This window comes from Limnohabitans planktonicus II-D5 (genome assembly GCF_001270065.2).
GTDB classification, from domain to species: Bacteria; Pseudomonadota; Gammaproteobacteria; order Burkholderiales; family Burkholderiaceae_C; genus Limnohabitans_A; species Limnohabitans_A planktonicus.
The window spans coordinates 3633-22609 of the sequence record NZ_LFYT02000036.1 but is presented as its reverse complement, the minus strand read 5'-3'; the positions used below and the strand labels follow the sequence as shown (position 1 = coordinate 22609).

At 66.7% G+C, this 18977-nt stretch carries 1 protein-coding gene (only partly in view); it reads right to left on the bottom strand.

The genetic code is table 11. The annotated features are described in order from the left end of the window. Positions 1-18977, bottom strand: part of the annotated coding region (locus H663_RS38880) for an Ig-like domain-containing protein (protein WP_116695932.1) (this coding region is incomplete at its 3' end). Its footprint begins 13101 nt before the window's first position; 18977 of its 32078 annotated nt are in view.

Here is an 18977-nt window from a genome sequence, read left to right as displayed (position 1 = left end):
CCGGCCACATTGGTGGCCAGGGCATACAGGCTGTGGGTGCCCGCAGGCAAAGTCAAGCCCAGGCTGTAAGTGGTGCCGCTCAGGGTGGCGGTGCCGAGCAACTCGCCATCGTCCATGTGGGCGTTGCCATTGCGGTCCCGGAACACCTGCACCGTGGCCCCGGCTTCCGCCGTGCCCGTCACCGTCAAAGAGGTGTTGCGGGTCATGCCGTCGTTGCTCAGGTTGCCGCTGTCCGAGGCGGTGGTCAGCGTGGGCGCGCTCAGTGGCGAGACCCGGGTATCGATGGTCACCACCCGGTCGGCCGAGCGGTTGCTCACCGAGCCGGTGATGTTGACCAGGCCATAGCCGTCGGCTGAGCCTGTGGTGGCCAGCGTCATGGCCGTGCCTGCGGTCCAGGCGGCGTTGACGGCGGCTGCGGTCTGTGCGAGGTTGCCGCCATGCGCCCAAAAGCGTGCGCCGGTGCTTCGGATCTGCAAAGTGGTGCCGCTGGTGCTCAAGACCACCGCGACCATTTTGGTTTGCACAGCGTTGTTGTAGACCGCGATCCAGGTGTCGGTGCTGCCCGTCATTCGGACAAAGCTGGCATTGGCACTGGGGCCGCCATCGACGGACTTGCCGTTCATGATGGCGCTGCTCAGCTCGACCGCATCAAGGCGTGAAGCGCTCAGGCCTGTGGACGTGGCGGTGGTTGTCAGGTTGCTGGCATGGCTCAAACGCTGCGCGCTGTTGCCTGCGGCGTCGAGTTCAACCACGCTCAGCCTGTGGACGCCATCGGCCAAGGGCTGGCCGGTGTAGACAAAAACGTAGGTGTTGTCGGCCTTCACATCCGCATGGCCCAGCACGGTGGCCGTCGGGCCAGCCTGATCGAGCACCTGTATGCGCGTGACGCCCTGGCCGCTGCTGGCGGTGCCCGTCAGCGTGAAGCCCGTGTTGATGGCGATGTTCAGGTCGGTGTTGGCCGCCCCCCCGGCAAGGGCTGCGTCATCAGCGCTGAGCAATGTGGGCTGTGCGGGTGCCACCGCGGGTGCCGTGGTGTCAATGCGCAGCATGGGCAGGTAACTGCGGGCCACCACATCACCTGCGCCGCCCACGCGGTAGTCCACCGTGATCGGGTTGCTGCTGGTCGAAGCCAGCGTGGCGCTCAGATCGGCATAGCCCCGCGCCACATCCGTGGCCGTCAGGGTGTAGCTCAGCACGCTGGTGCTGCCTTGTTTGAGCGTCAAGGTGTCGCCGCTGGACACCCCTGTTGCCAGGGCCTGGCGCAAGCTCACTTGGGCGCTGCTGCTGAAGGTGGCCTCTGTGCCTGTGGGATTGAGCAGCTTGGGCGCGGCCCACAAAGGGGTCGCATCGTTGACCACCAAAAGCGGCTGCGTTTCCACGTTGCCCATGCTGTTGCCTGCGGCATCGCTGGCGGTCACGGTGACGATCGGATTGGCACTGCTGAAGCTGCTGGTCGGCACGGTCAAGCGCCAGCTGCCCTGGGTCGCATCCAGCACCAGTCCATTGCTGCTGGTGTAGCTGTTGCCATCGACCGTCACACTCAGCGAGGCCGTGTTGAGCTTGTCAAAGCCTCCCGTCAAGGTGGTGCTGACCGGCCAGTTGCCCGCTGCCGTCATGGCCAGCTGGGCGGCGCTTTGCCTCGTCAGGCGGAAGTTGTCCAGGTCCAGATAGGCGTTGGCCGTGGCATCTTGCGGTGTGCCATACAGCACGCGCACACGCTGCCCGGCGTCCTGGGCCAGGGCTGTGTATGAAATGCTGAGGTTCTTGAAGGTGCCATCCGCCCCCAGATCGCTGGTGGTGATCACGCGACGCGACAAGAGCGTGGCCGTGCTGCCATCGGTGCGGAACAAAGCCACATGCCCGCCCACCACCAAGGGATGCGCTGCGACAGATCCCCCGCGGTTACCCACATCCACACTCAAGGTCAATAGATCGCCCGTGCTCAGCGTCGTGGTGGTGTCCTGATAGAACTGCACACCTCCAGCCACATTGGGCTGATAGATGTAAGCCATGTTGTTGTTGGCGGGATAACCATAGAAAGCGGTCGAAGGGTCATACAAGCCGGTATCGATGCTGTTGCTACCGACCTTGGTCCAACCGGCAGGCGTGATGCTGCCTTGAATGGTTCCAGCCGCCACCGCATCGGTTTCGAAGTCGGCGTTGGTGATGAGGTTGTTGGGTGGGAACTGCCCTTTGACGGCCAAGGGGTCCACCGTGGGGCGATCAGGCGGCGTCAAGTCCACGCTCAGGCTGAAGGTTTGCGAGGCCACACTCAGGTTGCCCGCCCGGTCCAATTGCACCGCACGCAGCGCGTGCGTGCCTTGGGGCAGGTTCACATCGAGGGTGAAAGCGCCGGTGGTGCTGTCGGCGTTGACGCTGCCCAGCAGTTCGCCGGTGTTGATCAGGCCATTGCCATCGGCATCGTCAAACACCAGCACTTTGGCGCCTCTGTCGGCAAAGCCCTTGAGCGTCAAGGCCGAGCTGTTGCGGGTGATGCCATCGCCTGCGGGCGTGGTGTCGTCCGGGCTGTCGAGCGTGAGCGGGGGCAGCTTGGCCGGGCCGTTGCTGTCAAAGGCCACCCACAGCCAGGCGCTGGCCGCCGATGTGTTGCCCGCCAGGTCCACCGCCTTGACGCTGAAGCCACGCGTCACGTCCGCATAAGGCACGCCGCTGTAGGTGAAGCGCCAGGTGCTGTTGCTGCGGTCCACCTGCGCCACGCCGATCGGGGTGGTGGCGCTGCTGTCGTCATAGACCTCGACGCTCACCACATCGGCCCCGATGGTGCCGCTCAGGGTAAAGCCGGTGCTGATGCGGGTGATGTTGTCGGCCGAGGTGCCGCTGTTGTTGCTGCCTGAAGCGGCTGTGGCGAAGCTGTCGTCTTCGGCGATCAGGTCTGGCGCGGCCAGTGCCGCAGGCGCGGCTTTGACGGTGAGCGAGGGCATGGACACCGTGGCCCCGGCGTTGCCTGCGGCGTCGGTGATCTGGGCCCTGATGGTGTCGTTGTAGGTGTTGGCCGCGAGGGTTCCAGCGCTCACCTTGATGTCCGCATACCCTGCACTGAGCATGGCCGCTGTGACCGGGGTCGAGGCCAGCAGCGTGCCGGCGTTGAGCACAGACACCGTCTCCCCCTCGCGGATATCGGCGGTGTTGAGGCTCACGCGGAACGTGAGATCGCGACCAGCGGCGGTGAACGCGTCGTCGCTGCGCTGCCCGCCGTCGCTGCTGCCCAGCAAGGCGATGCCCACAGGCGCCATGGGTGGCTGCAGGTCGATGTTCAGGCTGACGGCCTGGCTGGCCAGGCTCTGGTTGCCCGCCTTGTCAAAGGCAATGGCCCGCACGTTGTGGCTGCCCGCAGACAGCACAGCGCCATCGGCATTGAACTGCCCATAGGCATTGGCCGTGACTTCGGCCATTTGCTCATCGGCGTCCACCTGGCTGTTGTTGTTCAGGTCGTCAAACACCACCACGCGTGCGCCCGGCTCCGTGTTGCCGCTGAAGCGGGCCACGGTGCCGGTGTTGGTCAGTGCACGGGTGACGCCGCCATCGGCCGAGGCTGTGCCCATGACCAGGTTGGGGCGGCTGATGGCCGTGTCCACCAGCACCGTGCGCAGGGCCGAGCGTGCGCCCACATTGCCTGCCGCGTCGATGGCGGCCACGCTGAAGCTGTGCGCCCCTGCGGCCAAGGGCTGAGCGCTGCCGGTGTTGAAGCTGTAGTTGCTGCCCGTGAGGGTGGCTTCGCCCATTTGCACAGTCTGGGTCGGGGTGTAGCTGAAGTCAAAGCTGGTGATGTCATACCCCCCGCCTGCGCCACTGCCGGCGATGGCGATGGTGCTGACCGGTTGCAGCCAGGCGGCGTTGAGCAAGCTGGCGTCGGTGCTCTGGTTGCCACGCGCCCAGGCTGCGCCCGCGCTGCGTGCGAGCAAGCTGCCGTCGGCGGCCAGGCTCAGGCTCAGCGCCACCATGCGGGTGGTGTTGCTGGCCGCATCAAAAGACGCCAGCAGCCAGCGGTCGGCGCTGCCGGTGTCGCGGTAGGCGACGGCAGGCACAGGCGCACCGATGCCTGCACCGTCCAGATAGGCGTTGCTGATGTTCACACTGGCCACACCGGCTGGATACGCCAGTTCCACGCCTTGCACCGCGTACTGCGCCACATCGGCCACGCTCAGGGTCAAGCCCGCGCCGGGGTTGTAACTGCCGGTGCGCATCTGTGTGGTGTCTGCACGCGTGTCGTACACCAGCACGCGCACCGTGTCTGCGGGCACGCTGCCGCTCAGGCTCAGGCCCGTGTTGCGCTGGGTCAGGTTGTCGGTGCTGGAGGTGCCCGAGTCGCTGCTGGCCGACAAGTTGGGGGCGGTGCTGATGCTGGGGCCTGTGGTGTCCACCACCAGCGGATAGGTGGCCGGAGATTTTTCGCCTTCGTTGCCCGCGCGGTCGGTCAGGCTGGCCGTCAGGGTGTAGGTGCCTGCGGCCAAGGCCAGCATGTCGGGCAAGGTGAATTCGGCCACACCGGTTTGCACCTGTGCGGCGCTCAGGCTCAGGGCATACAGCACGGTGCTGCCGTTGTAGAGGCTCAAGCGGTCACCCACGGCAGCATCGGCGGGCAGGGCCACGCGCAAGCTGGGGGTGGTGTCGCTGGTCACGCGGTCAGCGGCGCTCACGCCTTGGACGGCCAGGTCCACCGGGGTGTCACTGCTGGCCAGCACATCCACCACGCCCGGTCGGCCCGGTGGCGTGGTCTTGATGGTGATCTGAAGGGCCTCGGACACCTCGCCAATCGTCATGCCGGTGTTGGCGTTGTAGGCCACGGCGCGCAAGCGGTGCGTGCCGGTGCCCAGGGTCAGCGACAGACCAAAGGCCCCTGTCGTGACGAAGGTGTTGGTGGGCGCGCCCACGGCTTCGCCCAGCGAATAGACGCCGTCGTTGTTCAGGTCTTCAAAAATCTGCACCATGGCACCCGCCGCCAACATGCCGTCGAGCCAGAAGGCGTTGGTGTTGGTGACTGCGTCGTTGCGGCTGTAGCCGCTGTCATAGGCCGCGCGCAGGCCCAGCTGGCCCATGCCCAGCACCTGCACTTTTTCAGTGGTGTCCACCAGCAAACGCATCGGGGTCGCAAACGGGCCGGCATTGCCCGCCTTGTCAATGAAGCGGGCCGACAGGGTGTGCAAACCCGGGGTCAGCGCCGGGCCGTCGTAGGTGACGTTGATCTGGTTGACGCTGCCCACCGGGGCGCGCATCAGCAGGGTCTGGCTGTCCCAGACCTCGATGAAACGGATGCCCTCATCGGCCCCCGTGGCCTGGAGGGTGAAGCCCGTGTCCAGCGCCGTGATGTTGTCGGCCGCGCTGATGCCAGTGTCGTCTTGCGTGAGCAAGGCCAGGCTGCCGGGCGCAGCGGGCAGCGTGGTGTCCACCGTGACCCAGGGCAAATTGCCACGGGTGTTGGAAAACCCGCTGGCATTGCCCGCCTGGTCGATCATGCGGGCGTAAATGCCCGTGCTTTGTGTGCCGTCGTAGTTGCCCGACAGGTTCTGGGTGGACTTCAGGTCCACATAGCCCCGGGCGATGTCCAATGCCGTCAGCAGGCGCTGACCGATCAGGTTGGCACCCGAGAAACTGGCCGTCTTGTACAGCTGCACGGTGTCACCGGCCAGGGCATCGGGGGCCAGGTTGACGCGGAAGGTGGGCCGGGCTGTGGCGACCACGCTGTCGATCAGGCTGGTGCCATTGTCCTGACCCGGCGCCAGCGCCACGCTGATGGGGCGCTGCACCACGCTGTCCACCACCACCGGCAGGGCGCTGCTGGGGGCGCTGATGTTGCCCGTCACATCGGTTTGCACCAGACGGATCTGGTGCTGGCCCTCGGCCAGGGTGCTGGTCAGGGTCAATGAGAAAGTGCCTGCGGCCGTCACCGTGGCGCTGCCCGCGAGCGCTTCGCCCGGATCGGCCACGCCGTTGAGGTTCAGGTCGTCAAAAGCGGTGACGGTGGCACCCACTTCGCCCTGGCCTTTGATGACCAGGTTGGTGGCGGTGCGGGTGCGCCAGTCGTCTTTGGCACCCGAATCGCTGGTGGCCACCAGCCACAGGTTTTTGGGCGCTTCCACCCGGGTGTCGATGCTGAGGGTCAGGGCCGCCGACATGGCGCTGCGGTTGCCCGCCTCGTCCACCGCCACGGCGGTGATGGCTTGGCTGCCTGCGGCCAGGGCGGTGGCCGTGGCAGGCAAGGTGAAGACGTAGTTGAGGTCAGACCGCACACCGGTGCTGCCCAGGTAAACGCCGTTGGCGTAAAGCAGGACCTGCACCACATCGCTGTTGCCCACCGTGCCATAGAAGGTGAAGCCGTTGCCAAAGCGCAACCTGTTGTCGGTGTTGCTGGCACCACTGTCCGAGCCAGTTTCGAGGTTGGGCGCTGCCAGGGTAGACGGGGGGGCCTGGTCAATTTCCAGGCGTGACAGGGCCGTGGCGGCGCTCTCCAGCGTGCCTGTGGCTTGCAGACGCAGCACGCTGGCACTGATGGCGGCAGTGCCGGTGTAGTCGGTGCCAGACGTCAGCAAGGTCTGGCCTTGCAGGTCGACATAGGCCCGCGCAATGTCTGAAGCGCTCAGGGTGTAGCGCGTCAGCTCGGTGCTGCCTTGCAGCACACGCAGCACATCGCCTTCCACAGCGCGCAGGCTCAAGCCCACACGCAGCACCGGGGCCAGTTTGGCCGTGGATGCATCGCTGGCCAGATAGCCCGTATCGCTGCCCGGGGCCAGGCGCACAAAGGTCGGGGCCAGCGTGTCGGTGGGGGCCGCACGCAGCAGCAGTTCGTTGGCGCTGCTGTCCACACTGGTGTTGCCCGCCAGGTCGGTGGCCTGCACGATCACCTCGTAAGGCGCTGCCGCCAGCGCCAGCGCTTCACTGGGGCGCAAGGCCAGTTGCCAGGTGCCGTTGGCAGCATCCAGCACCAAACCGGCCACGGTGGTCAAAGTGCCGCCGCCGATCGTCACCGTGCGCCCGGCGCTCACGCCGTAAGCCACGTTGTTCAGGCGCACCGTGAGCAGATCGGTGTTGGCCGCATCGTAGGTGCCGCGCAGCACCGGCGTGGTGTCGTCGGTGGCCTGCAAGGTGACGGTGGGGCGCTCGGGGGCCAGCTCATCGACCACCAGCACGGCAGCCGCGCTGATGGCGCTCCAGTGGCCTGCGATGTCTTCTTGCGCCACGCGCAAATAGTGGGTGCCGGGTGAGAGAAAAATGTTGCTGAAGGTGTACAGACCGTTGCCATTGGTGTTGGCGGTGGCCAGCAGTTCCAGGCTGTCGACCTTGGCGTCGTTGTTGCGGTCGTTGTACAGGCGCACGCGCACCGTGGTGACCACGCTGGGGTCGGCATAGCCGGTGAAAGTGACGCCGGTGCTGACGTTGGTGATGCCGTCGTTAGACAAGCGGCCGGAGTCGCTGGCCGCACTCCATTTGGGCGGCAGCAAGCTCGCGCCGGGCAAGGTGTCAAATGCGACCACCAGCGGCACTGACAGGGGGCCGAAGTTGCCCGATTCATCCAGCGCCCGGGCGGTGAAGGCCCGTGTGGTCTGGCTGTAGGACGCGCCGGTGTAGGTGAAGCTCCAGGCGGTGTCGCTGAGCAAGCTGGCAAAGCCCAGCGAGGTGCTGCCTTCAAACACCTCGATGCGGCGCGTGCCGCTGGTCATGGCCCCCTTGATGGTGAAGCCGGTGCCGATGCCCGTGATGTTGTCGGTCAGCGAGCGGCCGCTGTCTTGTGCATCGCTCAGGTTCAGGCCGGTGGGCGCAGCAGGGGCGGTGTAGTCGACTTGCAAAGTGGGCACCACCAGGCGTTGGCCGATGTTGCCCGCCTGGTCGATGATGTAGGCGCTGAGCACCCAGTTGACGCCGTTGTTCGAGTACGCGCCCGGCGGCGTTTCGTACAGGTCGTTGGCCAGCGTGATGTCCACATAGCCGCGCCCGGAGACCGGCAAATCGGCCAGGGTGACGGTGTAGCTGGTGCTGTAGGCGTTGAGGGTGGTGTAGTAATTGCCGGGCTGAGATATCCAGACCACATCGCCCACTTGTACATCGCTGGGCAGGCCCACGCGCAGCACAGCACGGCTCAGGTTGGTCAGGCGGTCGATGCTGCTCAGGCCTGTGTCCTGGCCCGGCGCCAGCGCCAGGCTGACGGGTGGCGAGGGGGGCTGACGGTCCACCGTCAAGGCCAGTGAAGCCGAAGCCAGGCTGGTGTTGCCTTGCACGTCGGAGGCGATGGCGCGCAGCTTGTGCTCGCCCGAACCCAGACTGACCGAGACCGCAAAGGCCCCGGTGCTGGCATTGGCCGTCACCGTGGCCAGCCATTCGCCGTGGTCCACCAGGTTGTTGTCGTTCTGGTCGTCAAACACCTGCACCGTGCTGCCAGGCTCGGCTTTGCCGCTCAGGCCGATGCTGCTGACCGTGTTGGTGATCAGGTCGGTTTTGGAACTGCCCGAATCGGCGGCCGGGTCCAGCACCAGCCGACTGGGCGGCAGCAAGCTGTCGTCGATCACCACGCTCAGGCTGGCGGGCGTGCCCTCGGTGCCCACCAGGTCAACAGCGCGCACGCTCAGGGGGTGCACGCCCGGCGTCAGGGGCTTGCCGGTGTAGGTGAAGCTGAAAAACTGCGGCGCATCGGCGTCAAAGCCCGGGTAGGTCTCGCCCAGCAAGGTCTTGCCGTCGTAAATCCGCAGCGACACCGTGCCCACCGGCGAAGTGCCCGTGAGGGTCAAGCCGGTGCTGCGCTGGGTGCGGTTGTCGGTGATGCTGGGGCCGGTGTCGTCGTCGTCGATCAGATCCAAGGCCGTGGAGGCGGCCAAGCCCGCCGTGCTGATGATCAGCGGCGGCAGTTTCAGGTCGGGGCTGGCGTTGCCTGCACGGTCCAGAATGCGCACGGACAAGGTGTTGTAGGTGCCGTCGACCAGTTTGCTGGCGGGCGTGATGTCCAGGCGCGCCGTGGCGCTGGCCAGATCACGCAGCGTGATGGATTGGCGAATCAGCACGGTGCTGCCATTGAGCAGCAGGACTTCATCGCCCTCCTTCACGCCTTCGGGCAGGCGCATGTCCAGGCTGGGGTTGGGGCTGCTGGAGACGCGCGCGCCATCGTCGTTGATGACGTCCAAGCCGTTGACCGCTGTCAGCTGGGCAAAAGTGGGGGTCAGCGGGACATCCACATCAATCGTGATGGGCAGCACGCTGCCGATCAGGCTGACCTGGCTGCCCACGGTCTGCTGGGCAAGGATGCGGTGCGCGCCGCTGCTGAGGATCACGTCTGCCGAGAAAGCGCCCGTGGTGGCATGGGCCGTGACGCTGGCCAAGGCGGTGGTGGTGTTGGCGGTGTAAGTGGTGAGCGCCTCACCGGCGTCCAGCACGCCGTCGGCGTCGATGTCGTCGAACAAGACCACCGTGGCACCCGGTCTGGCCAGGCCACTGAGGGTGATGTTACGCGCCGCATTGGCCGGGCTGGTGATGCCGTCGCCCTTGACGGGTCCGGTGTCGTCGGTGCTGTCCAGCCAGAGGAATGAGGGGTCAAACGCACGCGCATCGACGCGCACGAACAAGGCCGCAGAAGCGGGGCCTTCCACGCCGTTGGCGCGCACGCCCCGGGCATAGACGGTGTAAACGCCGTCGGCCAGCGCAGGGCCTGCATAGGTGAAGCTGTAGGCGCTGCCCATGTCGCCGGGTTTGACGCTGCCCAAAAGCGTGTCCCCGGCATAAAAATTCACCTGGCTGGCGTTGGTGCCTGCTGTGGTGCCGGTCAGGGTAAAGCCCGTGGCCTGGCGCGTGACGATGCTGTTGCCGGTGCTGCCCGGGCCCTGGTCTGCGGCCAGGAAGGTCATGTTGGGTGCGCCGGGCACGCCGTTGACATCGACATACAGGCGCGGCATGGCGCCGATGTAGCGGTACAAGGAAGTGGGATTGCTGCTCGGATCGACATTGAGGTTCTGCGGGTTGCCTGCCGCATCGACCGTGCGCCCGTAAATGCCGCTGTAGCTGCCCGCATAGGGGTTGTAGGTGCCGCTCAGGTCCTTGGTGCTGGTCACGTCCACATGGCCACGCGCCAGGTCGTTGGCGCTGAGCTGCACGCTGCCAATCAGGTAGGACGGGTGGGTGGTCATGGCGTTGTACAGCTCGATGCGATCGCCTGCACGCGCCTGCGGTGCCAGCGTCACCCGGAAGGTGGGGCGGGCATGGCTGGTGATCTTGTCGTCGGCAAACAGGCCGTTGTCTTGTCCGGGGGCCAGATCTATCGTCAGTGGCGGCTGGGGCGAGCGGTCCACCGTGAGCCGCAAGGCTTCGCTGGCGACGCTGGTGTTGCCCGCCAGATCGGTCTGGAGGGCACGGATGAGGTGCACGCCTTCGGCCATGCTCCAGGCGCGGATGGCCGCGCTGAAGTTGCCGCTGCTGTCCACGGCGCTGCCCGATGTGACGGTCAGCTCTTCGCCCGCATCGAGCACGGCGTTGTTGTTGGCATCGTCAAACAGGCGCACCTGGGTGGTGTTGGCCCCAGCCTCGCCTTTGCCGGTGAAGATGAAGTCGGAGCTCATTGCGCTGTTGGTGAGGCCGTCGCCCACCGTGGCGCTGTCGCGCGACTTGTCCAGGCCCAGCTGGGTGGGCCTGGCGATGCGGCTGTCCAGGGTCAGCGCCAGTGCCGCCGAGGGGGCACTGGCGTTGCCCGCAGCGTCGATGGCGACCACGGTGAATGTGCGCTCGCCCTGGCTCAGCGCGGCCGCTGTGCTGGGGTAAAAAAAGCTCCAGCGGGGTGGGTTGTCGTTGCTCACGCCGGTGCTGCCCAGCAGCACGCCATCGGCATAGACCTGCACTTGCACCGTTCGTTCTGCCGCGTAGACCACGCCACTGAGGCTGAAGCCGTTGGGCCGGTTGAACACGGCATCGGTGTTGCTGGCACCGCTGTTGTCACCGCGCTCCAGCGTGGGCGGTGGCGGTGCGGTGGGGGCGGTGCGGTCCACCACCAGGGTGGGCAGGACCGCATTGGCGCTGGTGCTCACGCCGCTGTCGCTCAGGCGCTGAATTTGCGCGGCAATCGCGTTGTTGCTGCCCGGGGTGTAGGTGCTGCCGTTGGTCAGAGCGGTCTGCAACTGCACGTCGACCCAGTAAGCCGCTGCGCCACTGCTGCTGCGGTTGAGCAGGTCGGCCGCGCTCAGGGTGTATCGGCCAAATTCGGTGGTGCCCACCAGCAGTCGCAGGGTGTCGCCTGCACGCACGCCCTGCTGGCCGTCCACATTCAGGGCCACGCGCAGCACGGGCGACAGGTTTTGGGTGATGCTGTCGCTGCTGAGCACGCCGGTGTCGGAGCGGCTGTCGCCGGGCAGCATGCTGATGCCCCGGGGCGCGAGCGGGTCTGTGGGCACGGCGCTGACCAGCAAGGCATTGATGGCGCTGTTGACCGCGCTGTTGCCCGCCAGATCGGTGCTTTGCACCGTGACGCTGTAGGCCGTGGTGCTGACCGGCAAGGCCCGTTCACGCGGGATGGTCAGGCTCCAGCTGCCTGTGGCTGCGTTCAGGCTCAGGCCATCCACGGTGGTGGTGCTCACGCCGTCGATGAGCACCTCGCGCCCGGCCGCCTGGCCATAGGCCACGCCGTTGACGCGCACGGTGAGCGTGTCGGTGTTGGCCGCGTCATAAGTGCCGCTGAGTGTGGGGGTGGTGCTGCTGGTTTGCTGCAGGGCCACGGTGGGCGCATTGGGGGCGACTTTGTCGACTTCGATGCGGGTGACGGCGCTGGGCAAACTCCAGTTGCCCGCCAGATCGTCTTGCACCACACGCAGGTGGTGCACGCCCGGGGCCAGGTTCAGGCTGCTGAAGGTGTAGGCACCTGCGGCGTCGCAGGCCACCTGGGCCACCTGCACCCAGGGTGCGGGGCTGCCGTCGGCCAGTGTCAAAGCGGCGTTGCTGCCGTAGTCGAGCAAGCGCACCTGTGTCAGAGGTGCGCTGCTGGCGGCGGCGCTGCCGCTCAAGGTCAAAGCCGTGCTGTTGCGGATGATGCCGTCGTTGGCGAGGCGCCCGGTGTCGTCCGTGGCCAGCAGGCTCACAGGCATCAGGGTGGCCGGGGGTGTGGTGTCGATGGTGACCGTGAGCGGCGTGGTGCTCAGCGCGCTCCAGTTGCCCGCCTGGTCCATGGCGCGGGCCGTGAAGCTGTAACTGCCGTCGGCCAGGCTTGGCTGGGTGTAGCGACCATCGGGCTGGGGAATGCCCCGGTAGGTGAAGGTGCTCCAGTCTTGCCCTGGGTTGGCTACCGTGCCCAGGCTCACGCTGCTGCCGTCGGGTGAGGTCATGAAGACCTCGATCAGCTGCGCTTCGTTGTCGCCGTAGATGCGCATCGAAAAACCGCTGCTCTGGTTCGTCACGCTGTCGTTGAAGGCGCGACCAGTGTCACTGCTGTAGAGCAGCATCAGGTAGGCAGGCACGGCAGGCGCGGTGCGGTCCACCGACAGCGAACGCAGGGTGTAGACCGCATCCAGGCTGCTGGCGTTGCCCGCAGCGTCAATCACCACGCCGATCAATGACTCCTGATAAGTGGCCGCATTCAGGCCGTTGGGCACCAGGGCGCGGTCGGGGGCGACGTCCACATAGCCCTGTGCAATGTCTTGCGCCGTCAGGGCCTTGCGCGCCAGCACGGTGGTGCCGTTGCGGAACTCGAACACGTCACCGGCCTGGGCGTTTTGCCGGGCACGCACATCGGCATCGCTGACCGGCAGGCCAAAGCGCACGGTGGGAAAGGCGGTGTTGATGCGGTCGTCGGCGGTCGTCAGACCGGTGGGGTTCAGTGCGGGATCGGTCAGCACCTGACCCGGGCGCACCGCGTTGGTGGCCATCAAGTCCACGGTGATGACCAGCGCGTTGCTGGGTGTGCCCAACACGCCTGTGGCATCCACCGAGACGGCCCGGATGAAGTGCGTGCCGCTGCCCAGGGCGATGTCTTGGCTGAACGCGCGGGTGCCTGCGGTGGGCAAGATGCTGTTGCTCAGCAGCTCGCCTTCCTGGACCACGCCGTCGTTGTTCTGGTCGTCAAACAGCCAGACGCGGGTGCCGTCTTCGGCAATGCCGCTGATGGTCAGTGCAGTGCTGTTGCCGGTGATGCCGTCGCTGTTGCTCAGGCCCGTGTCATCGGCCGCCGCCAGGCGCAGAGCAAAGGGCGGTTTTTGCAGGGTGCTGCTGGCAGGGGCCAGGCGCAGGTTGATGCTTTTGTTGGGGCCATCGCTGAGCAGGCTGTACGCTGAGCCTGTGGCCACTTGGCCGGGTGTGTTGCCCAAGGTCAGGGCGCTGAGCGTGCCGGTCAGGGTGCCCGAGTATTTGATCAGGCTCCAGGTGCCTTGGCCCAGGCCGCTGAAGCTGCTGAGGCCACCCACTTGCACCGTGCCGCCCAGCGTGAGGTTGCTCACGCCGGTGATTTCGTCGTCGGCCAGGCTGTCGCCGTTGGCCGCCAGATGCAGCTGCAGCGTCGAGCCGCTGGCCAGCACCAGGATGCCGCTGATGTTCAGCGGGCCTGCGCCCGCAGGGCCGTCGGTGCTGCCCGGGCTCAGGGTGGCACCGCTGTTCACGGTGGTGGTGCTGGCACCCACGGTGCCGTTGCCCGCCAGCGTGGCACCCGTGTTGACCACCAGGGGGCCGGTGAGCACGCTGTTGTTGGCCGGGTTGCGCCCGATGTCCAGCGTGCCGCCGTTGACGGTGGTGCTGCCTGAGAAGCTGCTGGTGGGGCCCTTCAGGGTGAGCACGCCCGTGCCCTCTTTGATGAGCCCGCCAGTGCCGCTGATCGTGCCGCTGTAGCTGCTGCTGGCATTGCCCGCGCCCACGGTGAGCACGGTGGCGCCCAGCACCACGCTGCCTGCGCCCGACAGACTGGCCATGCGCTCGGTACTGGCGGCGGTGCCGCTCAGGGTGAGGGTGGCACCGCTGGCCACACTGACGTCGGTGCTGGCCGACAGGCGGTTGCTGCCACCACTCAGGGTGAGGCCGCCGTCGGCCACGCTGGTGGCACCGGTGTAGGTGTTGGCCCCCGACAGGGTTTGAATATTGCCCAGCGATTTGGACAAACCGCCCGAGCCGGAGATCACGCCCGAGAAGGTGGCGGCGGTGCTGGCGTGCCCCAGGCTCAGCGTGGCGCTGCCCAAGGTGACCGCGCCCGAACCGCTGAGCGTGGACAGGGTCTGGCTGAAACTGGCCAAATCGAGCACGCTGGCGGCGGCCACCGCCACGGCGCTGCTGGCCGACAGGCGCTGGGCCGCGCCCATGACGAGGCTGCCGCCGTTGACGTTGGTGGCACCGGTGTGGCTCCAGACGCCGCTCACCGTGAGGGCACCTGCCCCCTCTTTGGTGACCACGCCCGTGCCGCTGACCGGGGCGGCAAAAATGCTGTTGTTGCTGCGCGAAAACTTGAGCGTGCCCGCGTTGTTGATGCCCGAGGCGTTCAGGCTGCCGCTGCTGCCGCCCGCGCCTACTTGCAAGGTGCCGCCCGCATTGACCGTCACCGCGCCCGTGAGGCTGGCATCCCCCGCCAAAATAGCTGCGTTGACGCCACTGTTAAGCACCACCAGGCTGCCCGCGCCGCCCACATTGGCGCTCATCTGCAAGCTGGCAGCCGCAGCGTCCAGCGTCAAGGCGGCTCCACTGGCCACCGAGACGGCATTGCCCAGCGTGCGCGCTGCACCGGTGGCGGCCTTGAGGCTGGCATTCGCCTGCACCTGCAAGCTGCCTGTGCCCAGCGCGGCATCGCTGGTGGCCAGGGCGATGGTGCCCGCCTCCAGCACGGTGCCGCCGCTGTAGCTGTTGGCACCATTGAAGGTCAGCACGCCCGTGCCGCGCTGCACCAACGTTCCGGTGCCGCTGATCCAGTTGGCCGCCAGGCTCAGGGCGCTGCTGCTGCTGAAAACCAATCGGGCGTTGTTCACCACCGCGCTGGTGGCGGGCAAAGTCAGCGCCGCGCCATCGGCCAGTTGCAAGGTGCCTGCGCTCACGGTGGTGCTGCCGGTGTAGGTCTGCGCGCCGGTCATGACCAGGGTGCCGCTGCCGGTCTTGACGAGTGCGCCGCCCGCGCCGCTGATGACCCCGGTGTAGCGGGTGGACGCATCGGTGCCGCCCACGGTGAGGGTGGCAGCGCCCAGGGCTATTGCGCCATTGCCCGCGATCGAGCCCACGCTTTGTGCGAAGCCCGCCAAATTGAAACCCACGTTGGTGCTGGTGTTGAGCACCACATCGCTGCTGCGTGAGGCCAGGTTGGCCGCACTGAAGGTGATGCTGCCTGCATGAACGGTGGTGACACCGCTGTAGCTTTGGGCCACACCGAGGGTCAGCGTGCCCGAGCCCACCTTGCTCAGGGCGATCAGGCCTGTGGCACCTGCGCCACCATTGGCCAGCAAGGTGTTCAGGGTGAAGCTGGCGTTGTAGTTGCCCAGGGTCAGCACGGTGGTGCTGTTGCCCAGGTTGTTGATGACTTGACCGGAGCCGCTGAGGCTGTTGAGGGTCAGGCTTTGGCCGTTGGTGTCCAGCGTTGCGCCGCTGTTGACGATCACATTGCTGTTGGCCCCCAGTTGGGCCTGGCCTGCACCGGCCAGGCGGGCGGTGGCGCCCGATTTGATGTCAAGGGCCACCACATCCACGCCGCCCAGCGCGTTGACCGCGTTGGTACCCGATGCTTTGTCCAGCACCAGCGTGCCGGCATTGACCACGGCGCGGCCGGTGTTGCTAACCGCACCGCCCAGGGTGAAGGTGCCTGTGCCTTCCTTGACCAGGACACCACTGCCGCTGCTGCTGAAGGTGCCGGTGAAACGGGTGCTGCTGTTGTTGCCGCCCACGGTGAAGACGCTGGTGCCCAGGGTCAGCGTGCCGGCCCCTTGCAGCGCACCGATGCGCTGGGCCAGGCCGTTGGCGTTGAGGGTGGCGACATCGGCGATCTCGACCACGGTGTTGTTGGCGTTGCCCGCTGCGCCCAAGGCATTGGCCACGCCCAGGGTCAGGGTGCCCCCGGCCACCAGGGTTTCGCCGGTGTAGGTGTTGGCCGCCGACAAGGTGAGGTTGGACACCGACTGCACCAGGCGACCTGCGCCCGAGATCACGCCCGAGAAAATCTGCGCCTGTGTGGAGGCGTGTTCCAACGTGGTGCCCGCCGCCAGGCTGATGCTGCCGCCGTAGTTGGCATTTGCGCCCAGATAGCCTGTGCCGCCCAACTTGAGCGTGCCGCCGCTCACGGTGATGTTGCCCGAGAGGGTGTCGGCCCCGGTGAGGGTCAGCGTGCCTGTGCCTTGCTGGGCCAGGCTGCCGGTGCCGGTGATGGCACCGCTCAAGGTGACGTCGTCGCTGCGGTTGATCACCAGGCTGCCTTGGTTGCTGATGGCGCTGGCCAACACGGACGCGCCCTGGCGGGGGCTGCCGTCGCTCCACTGCAAGGTGCCGCCGCTGATGGTGGTGGCACCGCTGTGATTGAGCTGGCCCGTCATGATCTGCGTGCCCGTGCCCAGTTTGATGAACACGCCCAGGCCTGCGCCGTTTTCTTCCAGATTGCCGCTGAAGGTGCTGGTGCCTGCGGCGTTGTAAGTGCCCGCCAGGAAGTTGTTCACCCCCACCGTCAGGCTGGCGGGGTGGCCAGGGTAGCCGATGCGCACGGTGCCGCCGCCGCTCAGGGCGTCCACACGCATGGCCGCCTCCACGGTGGTGAGGACCGCGCCTGCGGCCACATTCAGACTCGACTGGTTGTTCGTCCAGACATCGTTGGCGTTGTTGCCGCCTGCAAAAGTGCCCTCGCGCACGTCAATGAGCGATCCGGCACCCAAAGCAAAGGTGGCCGGGCCTTGCCAATACACCATGCCCTGGCCGGTCTTGCTCAGGGTGCCCGAACCCGTGAAGAGGACCGCGCTGTTGTTTTCGTTGAAGTTGCGGTGGGTGTTGGCCCCCACATCCAGATTGAGCGTGGCACCCGCTGCAATGGCAAACGAGGGCGAGGCATAGCCATTGGTGGCGGTGACCACCGCACCGGCCGTGGCCAAAGTGGGTGTGCTCAGCGACAAGGTGCCGCCGTCAATCACGGTGGCGCCGCTGTAGCTGTTGGCGTTGCTCAGCGTCAAGCTGCCCGCGCCTTGCTTGGTGAGCGAGAGTTTGCTGGTGGTGCCATCGGCGATCACGCCGCTGAACACCTGGTTCACGCCCGCAGCAATGGCCGAGCCCACCGCCAGATTGACCGTGCCGCTGGCCGCGCCGCTGCGCACATCGCCTGCGCCTTCGAGCCCGCCAATGCGGTCGCTGACGTTGAGCTGGTAGACGCCGCCACGCGCCACGCGCACGCTGCTCACATCGTTCAGGCTGCCGCTGACGGCCAGCGTGCCCGAGCGGATGTCGGTCGCGCCGCTGTAGGTGTTGGCCCCGCTCAGCACCAAGGTGCCGTCACCCGTTTTGACCAGGCCACTGCTGGCATTGGCCCCGGCCAGCACGCCGCCATAAGTGACGGTGGCATCGCGCGCCACTTCGATGGCACCGCTGCCCGTGATCTCCAGCGTGCGCGTGGCCGCCAGCGCCAGGCTGCTGGCGATCTTGAGGGTGGCACCGTCGGCGATCAACACACGCGCCGTGCTGGCACCCAGCTGGGCGTCGCTGGTGATGGTGAGCGTGCCCGCGTTGACGCGGATGTCGCCCGTCTGGCTGTTGGCGCTGCGCAGCACCAACTCGCCTGCGCCGGTTTTGGTGAAGCTGCTGGCCCCGGTCAGGGTGCCGTCAAAGCTCAGGCGGTTGTCGGCGGCCACGTCAATGGCGTTGACTCTGCCAGTGAGTGCGCCTGACACCAGCGCATTGCCCGCTGCGTCTTGGATGACGGCGCTGTTCAGGTCAAGGGCTCCCAGGCTGAAGCCGTCGGCCACCAGGGTCTGGCTGCTGCTGGCGGTGTAAACGAGCAGGCCAGCAGCGGCGTTTGAAGCGGCTGCGTCCAGGGTGGCGATCAGGGTCTCGCCCCCCACCGTGAGGGACAGGCGGGTGCTGGCCAGGCCGGTGCTGGTGCCCACGCCTTCGCTCAGCTGCAGGCTCAGCTGCAGGCTTTTGCCGCTGACGGCCACGCTGACCGATTGGACCGTGGGGGCCGTGCTGTCGAGCATGAGGCCCAGTTTGTCGAGCAAGTCGCTGCTGAGCACCGAGGCGCTGTCCACCTGGCCCAGCACCACTTCAAGTTGGGCGTCTGCGCCAAGAGCGGCGCTGCCTGTGGCGTCTGACGAGGCGGCCACATCGGCCCCCAGCACGGTGTGCAGTTGCTGCAAAAACACGCTTTGAGTGCCCTGAGCCGCGACATCACAGCCATACAACAAGACATCGGCGTCGGGTGCCAAAGCGCTGCGCCAGGCGGCCAGGGTCTGGGCATGCGTGCTCAGGTAGGCCTGGTCCACACGCGTGTCCCCAAAGATCAGTGCGCCGGGTTCGCCGTGGCTGATCAGGTGCAAGGCGGTGATGCCCGTCTCTTGCGCCAGCACATCGGCCAGAGCTTGCAGGGGCTCGGCGTCGGCAGCCAGCACGCGCAGCTGTGCCTGCGGGTATTGCGCCTGCAAATCGGCTTTCAGGGCCGACAGATCGGCCGACAGCACGATCAGTGCGTGGGCGTCCTGCGGCACCCTCGCTGGTGACGGGGCCAGCGTTGCATCGGCCAAGGTGGCCTCGGATTCGGCAGCCGGGTTCAGGGCCTTGCTTTTTTCAGTGTGCAAGCTGCGCGCATCGGGCAAGGCAGGGGCCAAAAGAGCGCGACCGGCTTCGGGCAGGCGGTGCAGGGAAGAGGTCTGCTCGTTCGGGGGCAAGAGCTTGTCTGTGGCTTTGCCCAAGGCTGTGTCCAGGGCCGCGCCGTCAAACATGAGGCGCTGCTCCAGCGCCAGCATGCGGGCGGGCTGACGCTCGTGGCGCTGTCCTGGCGTGGAAGCTGACGCAGGGACCGCATCATGTGTTTGCGAAGAGGTGGCAGGGGCCACTGGCGAGGTTTTTTTCTTCAT